Genomic DNA, 16,186 nt, shown 5'->3' with positions numbered 1-16,186 from the left:
CCACCACCACCACCACCACCACCACCACTTTCACTGCTGGAAAGATTGGCCGGTTTGTTGAAGGTTTCCGGATGGCTGTCCATGAACTGGGCAATCATATCCAGCAGTTCCTTGAGCTTGCCGTCTTCGGAAACCTGGCCACCGCCATCGGACGTCGGCTTGATTGCGTTATCCAGCGAACCGCCGCCCAGGCTTTTCATCAGGGTATTGACCAGGTCTTCGACGCTGTTGGCACCACCACCCGCGCCTTGAGTGCCGCCCAGACCCTGGCCCTGACCCAGACCTTCAAGGCCTTTGTTGCCACCGCCGCCTGCGCCACTGAGTGGAGAAGTGGAGCCGGAACCGTTGCCCTTGTTACCGTCGCCAGCACCGGACGAAGAGTCCGAACCGCCGAGGATCTTTTCAAACAGGGCCATCAGCACCTGAGTCAGCAGTTCCTTGGGCGATTCGTTACCGGTGCCGCTGGCATCCTTGCTCTTGCCATCTTTTTCGCCACCTTGCAAAGCCTGCAGCAAGGAGTCGATATCGCTCTGGCCCGATTTGCCTGTCTGGCCTGCACCGGAACCCGAACCGGAGCCCGATCCGGCACCGGAGCCAGAACCCGAAGAAGAATCGAGCAGCATGTCAGCCAGCATGCTCGCCAGTTGCTCCAGGGCCGATTGACCGCCCTGCCCGGTCGCTGCGCCAGCCGCACCGGCGCCCAGACCACCGGATAATCCCGAAAGACCGGAGATCCCGCCTTGGGAAGAACTCGAAATACCCGTGATATCTACCATTATCTATCTCGCTCCATCGTTGAGAGTGTCCGGGGTGCGGCAATCGATGCCGTCTTGGCCGGTGGTGCCATCAAGAGGGTCAACCTCGTAGTGGCACTCATGCTTGAGTGGAAACAGCCGACAAGCGGTTCCCAAAACTTCTACTCAATTGAGCAAGGGCTGGACGGTGGTACGGGTGTGCTGGACCTGCGTGATGAAGCCATTGACCAGGTCGCAGAACTGCCCCTCGTCAAGGCGGGCCAGTTCACGCTGGGTGCACAGACGCAGCTCTTGCTGGTCAAGGGCCAGCCAGCAGCCACGCAGACTTGCAACATCAAAGTTGATGTTGAGCAAACGCTGCATGTTTTCCTGGCTTTTGCGCACTTGGCCCAGACTGCAATGAATAACCACATTGTCACTGAGCCTGGCCACTTCGATAACGGCAGCCTGTCGATTCTGGCTGTCATACAAAGCGCAGACGCCATTTTGGAGGGTTAAAGATGTACCAAGTGTTTCACTTAAACGGGCAATAAAGCGTTGCGCGTCGCGTTGAGAGTTCGCCATAGAATTTTCCTCAAGTTTGTCGTTACGCAAAATGGATCCATAACGACAACTGAGTGGAAAATTAATGGCGAGCGGTTCCGGCTGGAATAAATATTCTGATTCTAGTGTTTAAAACCGGCCAAAGTGAGGAACTCACTCAGCAGGCTCTGCAGCGTGTCGTCACGCCGATAATCACGGTCCAGTTCGTGCCAGACGACGAACCGCTGCTCATTGTCCAGACAGATATAGTAGCCGTCATATGATTCAACGTTCTCGAAGCGGCGCTTTAGCGTATCGGAGAACAGATTGGGCCGCTGGGCCTGGCGCTCGATCATCAACGCCAGCCCCCAGCCCACGCTGTCTCTGCGATACACGAAGTCGATCCCCGGAGCCCATTGCCAGGTACTCGGCTGCTGCTCGCCGATACTGACGAAGAAATCTTGCTGGTCGCTACTACGCAGAATCGTTTCAGTCATTCAGATGTACCGTAGTGTATTCAGTTGCGTCGTTACGTAATTCAGGGGCCCACCAAACTTTAAGGCTTGAACTATTGGCGTCAACTTGCTGGCATTCACTGGCAAAACAAGATGTTTCCATTGTCGCACAAGCACTCAACAATAGAGTAACAACAAACAAGGCACCTGCATGTAACAACTTCATTTCGGATTCTCCCTACAAACGGACTGTACTGAATTCGGCCCTGAAAAAGTACTGTGTTAATGGGTGGTGGCGCTATTTAAACAATAGATGTCACTGTGCCTGAAAAACCTTTCTCTGCAACATCTGTTTCAAGGCGGCAGTATTGATACTCTGGCAGGGCTGGTCGGCGTCGCGATCGTCGCAGCCGGCCGGGTGGCCACAAAAACTTCTGTTGATTGACCTGGCTGCAGACGTGCAGCCGGCAACATTGTTACAGCAAGTGTACGAGCTCCCGAGCAGGACGCCAGGGAGAAATCCTGGGCCTTGCCACTGGTGTTGCGCACGACCCCGACCGCAATGTCGAAACCATCCCCGCCAAACCATTGGCCTCGCGCGGGATCAATCGAAAAACCACTCCCCACTCTACACAGTTCACCCAGACGCGCACCAGACGATGCCTCTTTGACATCAGCCGGGATACGGCCCTTGACCAGATCTCCAAACGCCTTGGAGATGGCTATCTTCTTGCGCTCGCGACTATTGGGCGAGCCACTGAGGGCCAGTGCCTTGTCCAGTTGCGGGCGGTTTTCACTGGCGATGTAGCGCGCAGGGTCTATCTGGTCACCAATCAGGCGCGGCGTCAGGATAAACAGTCGCTCACGCCGTGAAACCTCTTGGCGCCTTGAGGTAAACAGCGCGCCCAGGACCGGAATATCGCCCAGCACCGGCACTTTATCCTGGCGCTGGCCCGTTTCATCGACATGGAACCCGCCGATGACCAATGAACGGTTTTCGCTGACCACCGCCTGGGTACTGACCGTACCGCGCTTCACATCCGGGGTATCGCTGTCGCGGGAGCGATCGAGCTGGCCGTCCTCGATATCGATGATCAACTGGAAACGATTCGGCTCGGCGCCGGAAATGGTCCGCGGGATGACTTGCAGGCTGGTGCCGGCAGTCACCGATTGCACGTTGGCCACCCGTTCGCCGGTGGCGGTGATAAAGGCGGTGCGGCTGAAATCGATTACCGCAGGCTGGTTTTCCAGGGTCAGGACCGAAGGCCTGGCAATCAGCGAGGCAACGCCCTGCCCTTCCAGCGCCTGGATGTCGGCAAAGAAGCGGTCGAAGTCATTGATCGAAAGCGTTGCCGCACCACCGGTGAGCAATGAGCTGCCGAAGTTCACCGAACCGGCACGCGCCGACCAGCGGGATTCCAGATTGCTCAACTGATTGCGGTCGATGTCCAGAATGATTGCATCGATTTCCACCAGGTTGCTCGGCTGATCCAGCTGCTGAATCAGCTTTTCATAAAGCTCATGTTTTTCCGGCGTGTCATAGATCAACACCGCATTGTTGCGCACATCGGCGACCACCTTGCGATTGCTCGACGCCTTGGAAGACTTGGCCTTTTCACGCGGAGCCGTGCGGCTGTTGGCCAGATTGATGATTTTGTTGCGACCGATATCTGCCATACCCTGCAAGGCCTGGATATTGGCCATCGGATCCTGGGGGGACGGAGGCGCGTGCTGCTTGTTATCGAGCAGGCCATCGAGGAGTGTCGCGACGCCCGGAATGGTGATGCTTTGCTCCCGATAGTGAATCTCGCGATCCGCCACGGCGGCGTAACGCAGCGAGAACATCATGACCTGCTGCTTCTCTTCGGGCTTGACCTTTTCCTTGCTGAAACCGCGAATCAGTTCCACATAGCGCGACGGACCACTGACCAGCACCACGCCTTCATCCGGCAGTTCGCCCCAGCCGAAACGCTTGTCCAGCAGACCGATATCGGTCAGCGCCTGCTTGAGGTCGGGAGCCGCATCGGATGACACTTCCAGCCGTTGCGATACCTGCCCCGACTGCGGGCTCACGTACAACTTGCCGTTGTACAGGAACCACTGAAATTGATGTTCCAGGGCCATGCGATCCAGAAATTCCTGGGCATTGCCCGCGCGAATCTTGGCATCGACCACGCCATTGACGCCATTCATCTCCAGTCCCACACCATAGGAACTGGCAAAATCCTTCAGCACAGTGGTCAAGGGCGCCTGGGACGCCTCATAGGCATAGGCCGATTGGCGCCACTCTTCAGGAACCGCGGCCATGGCAACCTCTGCCTGCGTGCACAGCAGTGCAAGGCAGCACAGGTGTTTCAAGCATTGCTTAAACATAAGAGCCTCTCAGTGCCAAAGGACGCATGAATGGCCTTGGCGGCGTCACCTTCCTGGGTTCAAGCATCGACTCCCAGACATCGCGCTGGTTGACCAGGGCCTCAATGTCATGGATGACCAATGCCGTACTCTGAAACTTCTGGTATTGCACAAGACACAGGTGGTTCGTTTCAGGATCGAGCGCCAGAGCCCCACGAAAACGCCTGATGCTCGGCCCCGAAAGACGCAGCGCGTCCTCAAGACCGGCATCGCCACCGCGCCATGCCGCGCTCAGCGGCGCGAGAAAAATCAGTCCTGCATTACTGCGCTTAATGCTTAACGGCAGCTGATCGACTTGCAACAGCAATAAAGGCTCATTGCTATCAAGCCAACGTTCGACAGCAACGGAAAGATCAGCGGATTTCATTGATGATTGCCTTGGCCAGGTTGTGCTTGACCACAATTTCCTGGTTGACAGCCCAGCTGGCGGTCGAAGACTGCCGGATAGCCGAGTTGAAGGCGTGCCAGTCATCCGGCGAGAAGGCATCCAGGCTCAGCGCAGCCGAGTCCAGATCCTGTTGGGCGTTTTCAAAGTTGTTGTCGAGACGGCGTCTGAGTGCATCGGAAGAAAGCATGGTGATACTCCTGGTTCGGGAACTCATGACTGAGTGGCAAGCCCAGGAATTTGGTTCCAGAAGCATCTGCTCAAGACCAGATATGTTTCTGCAGGACGCTCCAGCTCAGGCTGAAATCCCCATGTTCGGTGCGCAGGCTGATGGCATCGACCGCCAGATTCGGATCGCCGCGCAGCGTCCAGCCCTGCTGGCCATGCTCCTCAAGGCACTGGGCAAGCAGTGTTATCTGATCGGGATGGCAATAGACCAGAGCGGACTCCTGGTTGGGACTGGCCGAGGTCAGTTGCCGCAGGACAGCGCTGACTTTCTTGTCGTCCGGCAATTCATCCAGCACGATCTGCAAGGCCTGTTGCACCAGATCCTGGGCAGCCTCGACCACCGTTGCCAATGACTGTTCGCGCTGCTCGCGCAGATCGTCGAGCAATGACTGGGCCTGTACCCAGACCTCGGCGCGGGTTTCCTCTTCACAGCGCTGACGCAGATCATCGGCCTCGGCATGTGCCTGGTCGAGGATCTCCTGCGCCCGGGCACGGGCATCGTCCAGCAGCTCTTCGGCCAGCAGGCACTGCTCAAGAACTTCTCTGCGCAGGAGTGACTCGTTAACCGTGGAACGGTCATTGATAAGCGTCAGGCTGCGACTGGTCAACATGCGGATTTCCCTCAATGCTTGTGCTCAAAACGTACCCACCCACGGCCTGCCACAAGGCGCGTAATCTGGCTTCGGGTATGTCATCAAATGACAGGCATTCGGCCTGATCCACGGCATCGCGAGCGAACTTGACCCGCAGCCTTTGCCAGAGCCGGTCACCGACCCAGGCTTGCAACAGACTCAATCCGGCCACCTGAGGCTCCCGGGCATCCCAGTTCTCGGGCAACCAGCGCCCCGGCTGCAACGCCCTGCCCAGCCGTCGACACCAGAGCCAGGCCGGCTCATCCAGACGGTCGGGACGCGGCATGCGACTCCCGGCACAGATGCCGACACACAGTTCGAGTGCCAGCGCCCATTGCTCCCGACTCAGATCCAGCAGCGGCAACAGCAGTGCATCGGGCGCAGGCGGAAGGGTCGAAGTCATGCCCAGGACGCGATCGACCAGTGCATCATCAATCTGTCCCAGCAGATTCAAGGTCGATTCGCTCATGCCTGCCGAATCGTGCAGTTGCCAACTGTCGTGGGCCTGGCGCCAGCCCTGGGTCCACCAACACACCCAGAGCAGCGCCTGCGGCTCGCTCACTTTCATTTCGGCGCTTCCGCCGCAACGGCAGGAGCCGGTCGTGGCTTGAGGCGTTGCCGCCACTGCGGATTGAGTGCCCACAGGCCGGCCAGCATCAGCGCGATGCCGAACGTACAGAGCACCGCCATCCACTGCCAGAATTCCAGGCGCTCACGAGTCATGGTGAACGGTCCGAAACTGACCATCGCCACAGCTTCCTGATAGCCCTGCGAAGGAACGAAAACCACCGCCAGCTTTTTCTCGTCCGCATTGGCCATGCCGGGAATGCTGCTGGCGACCATGCGGCGTATACGCGGCAATATGCTGTCGGGCTCAAGATCATCCCGGTATTTGATGAACACCGCCGCCGAGGCCGGCTGGACCGGCTCGCCCGGCGCGATGCGTTCAGGCAGCACCACATGCACCCTGGCCACCACGACACCATCGATCTGCGACAGCGTCTGCTCCAGCTCCTGAGACAAGGCGTATATATAGCGCGCCCGCTCTTCCATGGGAGAGGAAATGACCCCCTCCTTGCGGAATACTTCCCCCAGCGTGGAGCGTGAGCGACGAGGCAGGCCTACCGCTTCCAGCACTCGCACGGCACGGGAAATATCCTGGGTGGCAACCAGGACTGCCACTCCCCCCTTGTCCAGGCGTTTTTGCGCGTCAATGTTTTTACCCGCAAGCTCTGCCAACACCTCGTTGGCATCCTGCTCGGTCAGATCGCGATGCAGCTCCATACGGTCGCCGCAACCAGCCATCAATAACGCCAAAAACATAAGGATGGCCAGCCTGATTGCCTTGGGGTGCATAGTTGGGCCTTTATTGCAGACTGGTCAGTTTTTCCACACTCTGGGCCGCCTTGCTTACCAGCTTGGCACTGAGCAGGCTTTCCAGATAAAAAGAAGACAGGGAACGGTTGGCATCGAGTGCCATTTTCGGGTCGGTCGACTTGGCTGCACGCTGCAGGTCACGATCAACCCGTTCGGACTCTTTCTGGTAAGCCGTCGATGCCTTGGAGATGGGCGACACCAGCATTTGTGTATCGCTGGCAGTCTTGGGTTCTCCAGAACGCATGGCGGCATTGAACCAGGCAATGTCCGCCTCGGCAGGAGTAGGACCTGGCGGTGGCGATGTCACCTCTGTCTCGAACAGACCAGTGTGATGAGTGGATACGCGAGTAACGGCCATGTTTGCTTTCTCCTGCCAAGACGAAGGGTTTACAGATCAACCGCGAGAGTCGGTGACGCTTTGCTGAACGAGAACCGACAGAACGTTGCCTGCGGCAATGCTGGCGTCGGTCTTCAGGGTGTTGCCGGCGCCACCGTTCTGGAAATTCTGTTCCGCATTGGGAAACAGACCACCCAGCGAGTTGCCCTGAGCACTGTCCTTGATTTCGCCCTTGATCATGTTGATCGCTTTCTGGAACTGCTCGGCTTCGGGCTTGGACATAACGTTATCGCCCTCGGAAAGCTCGCCCATCCAGTCCTTGGACTTGCCGTCCGGTTTTCCGAACTCTTCCGGATGCATGTCCATGAAGCGCGAGATCTCCTTGAGAACGTCTTTGTCCTCGAAGTTGAAGCTCATCTGCCCCTGTTTGTTGGAAGCCGCCAACATAGCGCCCAGGCTACCGCCACCGCCGCCGGTTGAAACCGGTGTCAGCAGGTTGTCGAGCTTTTCTTCACCCAGGCTGCCCAGCAAGGAGGACAGAAGATCCTGCAGACCACCACCAGAGGCTGCACCGCCGCCAGCAGCTGCAGGGGAACCGCCACAGCCGGACGAAGAATGCGCGCCAGAGCTGTTGCCAGTGCCGAAGTTCGGAGTACCGCCACCGAAACCCGAAGTGCCGCCACCGAAACCCGAACCACCCGAGACGTTCTGGCCCTTGGAGCCACCGCTAAGGAATTCGTTGATGAGCCCTTCAAGACCTTTGGTGAACGACTCTTTTTCACTGCCGTTCAGGTAACTGTCTTCGCTCAGTTCATCGCGCCAGCCATTGACCTTGCCATTGGCGTCGTGCGGTTTTCCGAACTTGTCCGGGTTGCGGTCCATGTAATCGGCAACCATGCCGAGCAACGGGTTATCAGTGTCGCGAATGTTGGCGCCACTGCCGGACTTTTCAAACATCGAATCACCGAGCAGTGACGCGATCTTGCCAGCGCTGCCGCTGGAGTCGGACTGCATGGCAGTCATTTGAGTATCCGCGAAGGTACTTTGGAAAGTGCTGCTTTGCGGAACGCTTATCGAAGAAGAAAGCATAAATCCACTCCTTGAAAACCGTACAGGTTGAAGCCCTCCTGGTGTGAACCAAGAGGGCGCGGCAACCACTTAGTAGTTGATCGCCTTACCGGTTTGCTGAGCAGCGTTCTGCGCTTTGGTGGCAGAATCCTGATAGGCGCTGGCGATACCGTTAATGGTATCTGTTTGCATCTTGTTCGATTGGGCTTCAGCGTTCATCGTAGTGGTCGCAGCAGCAGTGGCGTCCATTTTGGTCATTGCGGCCATCGAAGCGCCAAGGGAAGCAGTACCAGCCATAGTTATTACTCCTGATCATCGAGATGGTTTGGACACCGAATTGGTGTTCGAATAATGAGTGGTCGATTTTCAGAAGCGGTTCCATGCGAACGCATGAAAGGGAAAAGAATTAAAAGACTACGGCTCCGGCGAATTGATACTGAGGCTTTTCATGCGGTGATAAAGAGTACGTCGCGGAATGCCCAGTTCGCTGATCACGGACTCGATGCACTTGGGGTGTCGCGACAGACAATCCTGAATGAGCGCCTTCTCGAACTGGCGTAGATAGTTCTTCAGATGCGGGTTGTGTTCGAGATGCGGATCGTCGTCGCAGCCCAGCGGTGACATGCCCAGCACGAAGCGTTCCGCCGCGCACTTGAGCTCACGGATATTGCCCGGCCAGCGGTGGCTGAGCAGGCGGTTGAGGATTTTCGGATCTCGCGCCGGGATGGGCTGGTGGTGCTTGCTGGCAGTCTCGATGACGAAGCGCTCGAACAGCGAAGGCAGATGGTCAAGGCGTGAGCGCAAGGTGGGCAACTGGATCTTGATGACGTTCAGACGAAAAAACAGGTCGCGGCGAAACTTGCCTTCTTCTACCAGTTTTTCCAGCGGCGTCTGTGTTGCCACGATGACGCGCAGGTTCAGCGCCACGAAGCGAGTTGATCCCAGACGCTCTATTCCGCGCATCTCCAGCACACGCAGCAGCTTGGCCTGGAGCAGGAGCGGCATGCTGTCGATTTCATCCAGATATAGCGTTCCATTATGGGAAGCCTCGATATACCCGGCCCGGGATTTGGATGCGCCGGTATACGCACCCGCCATGACCCCGAACAGCTCACTTTCGGCCAGTTGCTCAGGCACAGCGGCACAGTTGAGTGCAACCAGCGGGCCTTCGCGCCCGGACAACTGATGAATCCGCCGTGCCAGAGTGTCCTTGCCGGTGCCCGTCTCCCCCTCCAGTACCATGTCGACATTGAGCGGAGCCGCCTTGCGGATAAAAGACTGCAGCGTGCCAAAGATATCGAGGACCTCATGCTCCATCTGCGAAGAGTCATTATTCATAGAGCCCTCATCCATCCAATCCCCTTGCGATGATAAACACGTCCGCTGAATATCAGGAATACCTCGCAGACGGGTCTCAGCACACTGCCGGCGACCGACTCCGCGAAACGGGTACTTTAAATTAACGCCCGGCAATTATCTCGTTTTGATTTTCTATTAAATCCATTGATTTCTCGGTAATGCAGTCCGAATGATAATCAACATTTAAAGAAATCGAGACGAAAGCATGATTGCTTCGTAGCCGGTCGGCAACTTTGTGAGTCCTTTAAGAGCCCGGCCTTTTATGCCGGGCAAAGTGCGTTCTTATTCGGTTTTCCGAACGCGTAATAAAATCGTCGTATATTTCTGGCACATACTTCCTCCTGATTCATATACATGTCCTTCATTCTCTACAACTGTACCCGGGGAACGTCCTGTGACGCGCCGGGTATTGAAAGCAGCACACGACACTACATATTCCAAAAAGGAATTACAAGATTCCTTTATATTCTTTTTAAGATCATCAGCAAGCTGCAACACTCATTACAGAATCATCCATAAAGTGTTGAGAACTCATGAAAAAATTGACTGCCATTACTGCATTATCCCTCGCGGTTCTCTCAGGTCTGGCCCACGCCGACCGCCTGGAGGACATCAAAAAATCAGGAGTATTAAGGGTGGCGGCTTTCGACAGCAATCCGCCATTTGGCTTCGTGGATGCAAAAAGCAAGCAAATAGAAGGCCTGGATGTGGATTATGCCAAGGCAATTGCCGACAAACTGGGTGTGAAACTGCAATTGCAGCCGACCAACCCGGCAAACCGGGTGCCGCTGCTGGTCGCCAACAAGGTCGATCTGGTCCTCGCCAATTTCACCATCACCCCGGAACGGGCCGAGCAGGTGAACTTCAGCACCCCGTATTTTTCCTCGGGCCAGCAGTTCATCGTCAAGAAAGGCACGCTCAAGAATCAGGATGACCTGAATAAATGGCGCGTCGGTGTCGACAAGGGCACGGTCAACGAAGGCGTGCTGCGCGAGAAATTCCCCGGCGCCAAAGTCATTGCCTACGATGATACGCCTTTTGCCTTCACTGCTTTGCGCAACGGTAACGTGCAGGCCATCACTCAGGACGGCCCGAAACTGATCGGCCTGCTGGCCAACGTGCCGGACAAGGACAAATACGAAGTACCGCCCTTCACCATTTCCAACGACCTGATCGGCGTCGGCATCCCCAAGGGCGAAACCGCATTGACCGAGTTCGTCAACCAGACGCTGGTAGAGCTTGAGGCCAAGGGTCAGGCACAGAAAATCTATGACACCTGGTTCGGCCCCAATACTCCGACGCCGCTGGCCCGCCTGTTCAAGATCGGCGACAAGAGCTGATCCCTCTTTTCAATGGCCCGCTGCGGAGCACCCGGCGGGCTTGCTAAACTCTGGATGGATGTGGCGTTTGATGTTCGGTGAACTGCTGGGCCCGCAATACCTGCATTTGTTATTCGATGGATTCCTGCTCACGCTGAGCCTGTCGATCCTGGTCTGCCTGATCGCCACGGCGCTTGGATTTCTGATCTGCCTGGCGCGTATCTCCTCTTCCCGCTTCTGCTCCTGGCCCGCACGCGGCTATCTGGCGCTGTTTCGCAACACACCTCTGCTGGTGCAACTGTTCTTCTGGTACTTCGGGGTCAGTGCCCTGCTGCCCGAAGAACTGGTCAGCTGGCTGAACATGCCTCACGAAGTCGATCTGGCCGGACTACTCATCGAATGGCCGTCCTTCGAGTTCATCGCCGGTTTCTGGGGCCTGACGCTCTATAGCAGTGCGTTCATCGCCGAAGAGTTTCGCGCCGGCGTTGCTTCGGTGCGCATTCAGCAGCGCGTTGCCGGGCAGGCACTGGGGCTGCGTCCGGTTCAGGTCTGGCGTCATGTCGTGCTTCCTCAGGCCGTGCGCACCGCCCTGGGTCCACTGCTGGGGCAGTACATGAATGTGCTGAAAAACTCGTCGCTGACCATGGCCATCGGCCTGGCCGAACTGTCCTACGCTTCGCGTCAGGTTGAAACAGAAACCTTCAAGGCCTTCCAGGCCTTCGGTATCGCAACCTTGCTGTACATACTCAGCATTGCGCTGATCGAGGCAGTCGGTCAGATGATCCAGCACAGCAAGCGTTATCGCCAGGGAGCAGCCTGACCATGGACTTTTCAGTCATCCGTGACAACTTCGCCTACCTGATGGTGGGTGCTTATCCCGACGGACCACTGGGTGGTGCAGCCCTGACCTTGATCCTCAGCCTGCTGTCCGGAGTTCTCGCGGCAGGATTGGGCCTGCTGCTGGGAGTGGCTCTGGTACTGCTGCGCGGTCGAACACGCTGGATCCTGCTCGGTGTGCTGGGGTTCTTTCGCGCCATCCCGGTGGTAATGCTGATCTTCTGGACCTATTTCCTGCTGCCGATCCTGTTCAACATTGATGTTCCGGCCCTGTTCACTGTGGTCTGCGCACTTTCACTGATTGGCGGAGCCTACCTGGCGCACTCCGTGCACTCGGGCATCATGAGCCTGTCCTCAGGCCAGTGGGCCGCCGCCAAGGCCCTTGGCATGAGCCCCTGGCAGGTGCTGCGGCTGATCATCCTGCCCCAGGCATTGCCGATCATGCTGCCCTCGTTCCTCAACCAGTGGATTTCCCTGATCAAGGATACGTCGCTGGCCTATGTGATCGGCGTGGGCGAGCTTTCATTCGTGGCCACCCAGGTCAGTAACCGGGTCATGGTCTACCCCACTGAAATATTCCTGTTCGTTGCCCTGGTGTACTTTGTCATCTGCTCGACCCTGGACCTGGCAGCGAGCCGGCTTGCGGGTGCCAGAAACCTGAAAGCAAACTGAAAAAATAATCGGATTCTGTGCGCTTCATCGCGCATTCAGGGACGACTTGCCGGGCTCGGCAGGACACCCGAGAAGCACGAAACAGGAGCTGTTCATAAAATAACCACACAGCCACAGGCCACGTAGATCGTGGCTTACAAAAAGTTACCCACAGACATACCCACGATTTCCGTGGACAACTTTTCATCAAATTCGGAACTGATAAACCTTGAGCAGTGCAAGTCAAAAATTATCGGCGACACGATGTTTTTTGCTTGCCAATTGCAAATCTCCAAGCCGCGCGATGCAGCATCACGATTCGACGCACTCATGCCATTCAGGCATATGCTTATGCCTTATTGACTGTTGCCTCCCCTGCTCCCGTTCTCTGAAATGAGCGCTTTTTCAGGCGCTCAACAGATGGAACAACGTTGCAAGGTGGCTGTTCTCGGCCTCGGGGCCATGGGCGCAGCCACTCTTTATCAACTGGCCAGGGCCGGAATCGATGTTATTGGCGTCGATCGCCACAACCCGCCCCACACGCTGGGCTCCAGCCACGGCGATACGCGCATCACGCGCCTTGCAGTCGGCGAAGGCCCGCAATACCTGCCGCTGGTTCGCAACTCCCACAGCATATGGCGAGAGCTTGAAATGCTGTCCGGCGAATCTCTGTTCGAGCAATGCGGTGTGCTGGTAATGACCTCCAGCCCGGCCTACGACCCGCAGGATCAGGAAGACTTCACCCACAAAACCATCGCCCTCGCCCAGGCCTATGGCGTGAAGCATGAAGTGCTGTCGGCACAATCGATTCGCCAGCGATTCCCGCAGTTCTCTCCAGTCCTGGACAGCGCCATCGGCTACTTTGAGCCCGCTGGCGGTTATGTCCGGCCCGAGCGCTGCATTGCCGTGCAACTCAAACTGGCCAGAGAGCACGGCGCTAATATTTTGACGGACGAAACCGTCACCCACTTGCAGGCTCACGGCGCAGGCGTGCGCATCACGACCGATAAAGGCTCGATCCTGGCCGATAAAGTGATTGTCAGCGCTGGCATGTGGTCGTCCGAACTGCTCGGGGCACCGTTCGATCGGTTGCTGAGGGTCTGTCGGCAAAAACTGTTCTGGTTCGAGCTGGCAGAACACGCCACCTTCGCCGCGCAATCACCCAGCTTCATCCTTACCCACGGGCCGGGCGAAGTGGACATCAATTACGGCTTCCCGCCGCTGGCAGGCGAAGGCAGCATGAAGATTGCCACCGAGCAATACATCGACGTTTCACAACCCGATACGCTGCAACGCACTATCACTGCCGGGGAAGAACAGGAAATGTTCCAGACTCAGGTCAAGGGCAAGATCGCCGGCCTGACTTCCAAAGTGATCAGATCCTCGGTATGCGCCTATACAGTGACGCCGGATTACCACTTCATCATTGATGAGCATCCACACTTGAAAAACGTAACAGTGGTTTCTGCCTGTTCGGGGCATGGCTTCAAACATTCTGCCGGACTTGGACAAGCATTGGCTCAACAATGTATTAACGGAAAGAGTGATGTGGACTTGTCGGCATTTTCGTTGAGACGTTTCAATTCAGGGGTATAAATAAAACAGCCTGCTGAAGAAATTCACGTCCACAGCACCGACAAAAACTTCAGCAGGCGACAAGACAGACTTTCAAAGTCTGTCTTATTGAAAGAACATCGCAGCGTACTATTTTCACAAACAATAGGCTTATATCAAACCAGCCTCCAAGTCTTTCCGCATGAACTGCAAATTCAGACCCAACATTGTATTGGGGTTTTATTGGTAATTCAGTTTTAATTCCTGCGCCAGGCGCCTTTCCAATACAGCCTGATGCATGCGAAATCGGGCGAAAACATGGCTCGATCATGCTCGAAACGAGCACCTTGCTCACGGAGGTTTTCAGGGGGCATCTGCACAGGAACGATGGCTCGCGTCGCCAGTGACAATATTTGACGCTGAATGTTCAGACTTCCAGAGCATCATTTCAAAAATTTTTCAAAGCCTGAATTTTGAATAAATACTCTAGACATCGAATCCGGGGGACTCTGCGCTCGCAGAACAAACAAGAGAGGGAAATCGTCCGAAAGAAAAACCATCAAATAGCCATCATCCGATTCGATGGTGATTTCAAGGTAGAAGTTTTGACTGAAACTGTAACCGTCCGGCTATATAACCGGACGGTTTTTCAGCGCCTAAACCTGAAACTGCTTAGTGATACGACTCAGGTTAGTCGCCAGATTAGAGAGTTCCGCAGTGGCTATAGTCGTCTGGTTCGCGCCTTCGGAAGTTTGCGCCGACAGGTCACGAATACTGACCAGGCTTCTGTCCACTTCCCTTGCGACCTGAGCCTGTTCTTCCGCAGCGGTGGCAATCATCAGATTGCGCTCGTTGATCTGGCTGATGGATTCGGTGATGACCAGCAGGGCTTTGCCCGCGCCATTGGCCAGTTCCAGCGTGCTATGCGCCTGCTGACTGGTTTGCTCCATGGCCGTCACTGCCTGATGGGTACCGGTCTGGATCGAGCTGACCATCTGCTCGATTTCACGGGTCGACTGCTGGGTACGATGCGCCAGCGCGCGCACTTCGTCTGCCACCACAGCAAAGCCGCGCCCGGCTTCGCCTGCGCGGGCGGCCTCGATGGCGGCATTGAGTGCAAGCAGGTTGGTTTGCTCGGCGATGGCACGAATGACGTCCAGTACCTTGCTGATATCCGTAGCCATGATCGCCAGGCCACGCACTTCGGCCGAAGTGTCGCCGACCTTGGACACCATGAGATTGATCGCCGCCACGGTTTCATCAACCTGGGCGCGCCCGTCCAGTGCCGCCTTGCTGGATTGCTCCGCCGATGTCGAAGCCGCAGCGGCATTGCTGGCCACTTCATCGACCGCAGCGCTCATTTCGTTGACGGCCGTCGCAGCCATTTCGATTTCATTACTCTGACGCTGAGTAGTCCTGGAAGCATCTTCGGTTACAACGTGCATTTCTTCCGAAGTCGTCGCCAATTGGGCCGCCGAGTCGAGGATCGTGGCCAATGCCGCGCGCAGGTTAGTCTGCATGGCCGCCAGCGAACCGACCAGACGCGCCGCTTCGTCAGTGCCCTCTTGCTTGATGGTCTGGGTCAGATCGTTGGACGCGATGCGCTGGGCGACAGTAAGTGCCTCGCCAATGGGGATAGTGAGACTACGGGTGTACAGCCAGGCAAGCAGCACAGTGGCGGCAGCTCCCAGCACCACGAACATGATCACCATCACGACAGTACCCTGATAAGCAGAGTCAGCACTGTCGCCAGCACGTTTGGCTTTCATGTCGTTCACACCGATCAGCTTCTTCAGATTGGCCTCTGTCAGATCGGCGGCGACCTTCATATCCGTGTTGGAGGTTGTCACCGCTGCTTCCAGATTGCCCGCAGCAACCTCCGACAAATAGCGATCCTGGATGGAGTTGTAATTGGTAATGGCCTGCCTGAGCTCATTGAAAACCTGTTGGCCTTCAGGCGTGACGATCAGCTTGCCAAGGGAGTCGGCATATTCGCCAATTGCCCGGCGCGATTGCTGGATATCACTGATTGCCTTGGTCTTGCGATCCTGAGGCTCGACAGGGTTGCGCAAGCGCGCATTGTTACCGCGAATACCGACAAACTCACGGTCCAGCGAACCGAGCAGCTTGACGCTGGGCAGCACATTGGTTTCGACGTACTTTTCCGCCTCGTTCAGGATGTCGGCCTGACGCATGAACAGTGCTCCCTGCAACAACAGCAGCAAACAGAAGAAGCCAAAGCACAGGGCAGAACGAGGGGCAAGGTTCAGACGTCTCATCAGGTTGGTACTCCAC

17 protein-coding genes and 1 pseudogene are annotated in these 16,186 nt (G+C 56.5%); 4 read left to right on the top strand and 14 right to left on the bottom strand.

Annotation, left to right across the window (positions count from 1 at the left end; genetic code table 11):
• From ALQ04_RS13090 to ALQ04_RS13030, 13 genes and pseudogenes are all read right to left on the bottom strand, one after another.
• A pseudogene (locus ALQ04_RS13090) lies at window positions 1-776 on the bottom strand (pectate lyase); the annotation flags it as partial.
• 144 nt (window positions 777-920) lie between these two features.
• Entirely contained in the window at window positions 921-1,319 is a 399-nt protein-coding gene (locus ALQ04_RS13085; RefSeq protein ID WP_122316180.1) for a type III secretion system chaperone, read from the bottom strand.
• A 101-nt stretch (window positions 1,320-1,420) separates the two neighbouring features.
• Window positions 1,421-1,774 (bottom strand): negative regulator of hrp expression HrpV, encoded by a 354-nt coding sequence (locus ALQ04_RS13080; protein WP_122316179.1) that lies wholly within the window; start codon window positions 1,772-1,774, stop codon window positions 1,421-1,423.
• 312 nt (window positions 1,775-2,086) lie between these two features.
• Window positions 2,087-4,039 (bottom strand): type III secretion system outer membrane ring subunit SctC, encoded by a 1,953-nt coding sequence (gene sctC, locus ALQ04_RS13075; protein ID WP_259645002.1) that lies wholly within the window; start codon window positions 4,037-4,039, stop codon window positions 2,087-2,089.
• Window positions 4,040-4,097: 58 nt separating this feature from the next.
• The gene (locus ALQ04_RS13070) at window positions 4,098-4,511 is read right to left on the bottom strand and encodes a type III secretion system chaperone (RefSeq protein WP_122316177.1); all 414 of its coding nucleotides are present in this window, start codon (window positions 4,509-4,511) and stop codon (window positions 4,098-4,100) included.
• Window positions 4,498-4,719, bottom strand: coding sequence for a serine kinase (locus ALQ04_RS13065; protein ID WP_122316176.1), 222 nt, complete (start codon window positions 4,717-4,719; stop codon window positions 4,498-4,500). Before ALQ04_RS13065 ends, ALQ04_RS13070 begins: the two co-directional genes overlap by 14 nt.
• Window positions 4,720-4,789: 70 nt before the next feature.
• Window positions 4,790-5,368, bottom strand: a complete 579-nt coding sequence (sctL, locus tag ALQ04_RS13060; protein ID WP_122316175.1) for a type III secretion system stator protein SctL — start codon at window positions 5,366-5,368, stop codon at window positions 4,790-4,792.
• The gene (locus tag ALQ04_RS13055) at window positions 5,334-5,957 is read right to left on the bottom strand and encodes a hypothetical protein (RefSeq protein WP_122316174.1); all 624 of its coding nucleotides are present in this window, start codon (window positions 5,955-5,957) and stop codon (window positions 5,334-5,336) included. Before ALQ04_RS13055 ends, sctL begins: the two co-directional genes overlap by 35 nt.
• The gene (gene sctJ, locus ALQ04_RS13050) at window positions 5,954-6,745 is read right to left on the bottom strand and encodes a type III secretion system inner membrane ring lipoprotein SctJ (protein WP_122316173.1); all 792 of its coding nucleotides are present in this window, start codon (window positions 6,743-6,745) and stop codon (window positions 5,954-5,956) included. Before sctJ ends, ALQ04_RS13055 begins: the two co-directional genes overlap by 4 nt.
• Before the next feature lie 10 nt (window positions 6,746-6,755).
• On the bottom strand, window positions 6,756-7,124 hold the full coding sequence (gene sctI / locus ALQ04_RS13045; RefSeq protein WP_122316172.1) for a type III secretion system inner rod subunit SctI: 369 nt from the start codon (window positions 7,122-7,124) through the stop codon (window positions 6,756-6,758).
• 36 nt (window positions 7,125-7,160) lie between these two features.
• Window positions 7,161-8,126: a harpin HrpZ family protein gene (locus ALQ04_RS13040; RefSeq protein WP_259645001.1), complete on the bottom strand. Its 966-nt coding sequence runs from the start codon at window positions 8,124-8,126 to the stop codon at window positions 7,161-7,163.
• 135 nt (window positions 8,127-8,261) lie between these two features.
• Complete coding sequence (locus ALQ04_RS13035) at window positions 8,262-8,468, bottom strand: ATP-dependent helicase HrpA (protein WP_122316170.1); 207 nt, start codon at window positions 8,466-8,468, stop codon at window positions 8,262-8,264.
• A gap of 117 nt (window positions 8,469-8,585) precedes the next feature.
• Entirely contained in the window at window positions 8,586-9,509 is a 924-nt protein-coding gene (locus tag ALQ04_RS13030) for a sigma 54-interacting transcriptional regulator (RefSeq protein WP_122316169.1), read from the bottom strand.
• A gap of 554 nt (window positions 9,510-10,063) precedes the next feature.
• On the opposite strand from ALQ04_RS13030, the gene ALQ04_RS13025 reads away from it, so the two are divergent.
• From ALQ04_RS13025 to solA, 4 genes are all read left to right on the top strand, one after another.
• Window positions 10,064-10,870, top strand: a complete 807-nt coding sequence (locus ALQ04_RS13025; RefSeq protein WP_122316168.1) for an ABC transporter substrate-binding protein — start codon at window positions 10,064-10,066, stop codon at window positions 10,868-10,870.
• 70 nt (window positions 10,871-10,940) lie between these two features.
• Window positions 10,941-11,669, top strand: coding sequence for an amino acid ABC transporter permease (locus ALQ04_RS13020; RefSeq protein WP_122316182.1), 729 nt, complete (start codon window positions 10,941-10,943; stop codon window positions 11,667-11,669).
• A 2-nt stretch (window positions 11,670-11,671) separates the two neighbouring features.
• A complete protein-coding gene (locus ALQ04_RS13015) occupies window positions 11,672-12,358 on the top strand; it encodes an amino acid ABC transporter permease (protein ID WP_122316167.1) in 687 nt (228 codons plus the stop codon).
• Between the two features lie 399 nt (window positions 12,359-12,757).
• On the top strand, window positions 12,758-13,933 hold the full coding sequence (gene solA, locus ALQ04_RS13010; protein WP_122316166.1) for an N-methyl-L-tryptophan oxidase: 1,176 nt from the start codon (window positions 12,758-12,760) through the stop codon (window positions 13,931-13,933).
• A gap of 614 nt (window positions 13,934-14,547) precedes the next feature.
• On the opposite strand, the gene ALQ04_RS13005 is transcribed toward solA, so the two are convergent.
• Window positions 14,548-16,170 carry a methyl-accepting chemotaxis protein gene (locus ALQ04_RS13005; RefSeq protein ID WP_122316165.1) on the bottom strand — a complete coding sequence of 541 codons (1,623 nt, stop codon included), beginning with the start codon at window positions 16,168-16,170 and terminating at the stop codon, window positions 14,548-14,550.
• Window positions 16,171-16,186 lie beyond the last annotated feature (16 nt).

Source organism: Pseudomonas cichorii, from assembly GCF_003700275.1.
GTDB lineage: Bacteria > Pseudomonadota > Gammaproteobacteria > Pseudomonadales > Pseudomonadaceae > Aquipseudomonas > Aquipseudomonas cichorii_B.
Note: the sequence above shows the minus strand (reverse complement) of the source record. Positions and strands in the feature narration are given on the sequence as shown.

What these genes read in the sequence shown, in the direction of transcription:
- sctL (WP_122316175.1), bottom strand. Translation starts at nt 5,368, where the DNA reads ATGTTGACCAGTCGCAGCCTGACGCTTATCAATGACCGTTCCACGGTT.
- ALQ04_RS13015 (WP_122316167.1), top strand. Translation starts at nt 11,672, where the DNA reads ATGGACTTTTCAGTCATCCGTGACAACTTCGCCTACCTGATGGTGGGT.
- ALQ04_RS13055 (WP_122316174.1), bottom strand. Translation starts at nt 5,957, where the DNA reads ATGAAAGTGAGCGAGCCGCAGGCGCTGCTCTGGGTGTGTTGGTGGACC.
- sctC (WP_259645002.1), bottom strand. Translation starts at nt 4,039, where the DNA reads ATGGCCGCGGTTCCTGAAGAGTGGCGCCAATCGGCCTATGCCTATGAG.
- sctI (WP_122316172.1), bottom strand. Translation starts at nt 7,124, where the DNA reads ATGGCCGTTACTCGCGTATCCACTCATCACACTGGTCTGTTCGAGACA.
- sctJ (WP_122316173.1), bottom strand. Translation starts at nt 6,745, where the DNA reads ATGCACCCCAAGGCAATCAGGCTGGCCATCCTTATGTTTTTGGCGTTA.
- ALQ04_RS13005 (WP_122316165.1), bottom strand. Translation starts at nt 16,170, where the DNA reads ATGAGACGTCTGAACCTTGCCCCTCGTTCTGCCCTGTGCTTTGGCTTC.
- ALQ04_RS13070 (WP_122316177.1), bottom strand. Translation starts at nt 4,511, where the DNA reads ATGAAATCCGCTGATCTTTCCGTTGCTGTCGAACGTTGGCTTGATAGC.
- ALQ04_RS13035 (WP_122316170.1), bottom strand. Translation starts at nt 8,468, where the DNA reads ATGGCTGGTACTGCTTCCCTTGGCGCTTCGATGGCCGCAATGACCAAA.
- ALQ04_RS13030 (WP_122316169.1), bottom strand. Translation starts at nt 9,509, where the DNA reads ATGAATAATGACTCTTCGCAGATGGAGCATGAGGTCCTCGATATCTTT.
- solA (WP_122316166.1), top strand. Translation starts at nt 12,758, where the DNA reads ATGGAACAACGTTGCAAGGTGGCTGTTCTCGGCCTCGGGGCCATGGGC.
- ALQ04_RS13080 (WP_122316179.1), bottom strand. Translation starts at nt 1,774, where the DNA reads ATGACTGAAACGATTCTGCGTAGTAGCGACCAGCAAGATTTCTTCGTC.
- ALQ04_RS13065 (WP_122316176.1), bottom strand. Translation starts at nt 4,719, where the DNA reads ATGCTTTCTTCCGATGCACTCAGACGCCGTCTCGACAACAACTTTGAA.
- ALQ04_RS13040 (WP_259645001.1), bottom strand. Translation starts at nt 8,126, where the DNA reads ATGACTGCCATGCAGTCCGACTCCAGCGGCAGCGCTGGCAAGATCGCG.
- ALQ04_RS13025 (WP_122316168.1), top strand. Translation starts at nt 10,064, where the DNA reads ATGAAAAAATTGACTGCCATTACTGCATTATCCCTCGCGGTTCTCTCA.
- ALQ04_RS13085 (WP_122316180.1), bottom strand. Translation starts at nt 1,319, where the DNA reads ATGGCGAACTCTCAACGCGACGCGCAACGCTTTATTGCCCGTTTAAGT.
- ALQ04_RS13020 (WP_122316182.1), top strand. Translation starts at nt 10,941, where the DNA reads ATGTTCGGTGAACTGCTGGGCCCGCAATACCTGCATTTGTTATTCGAT.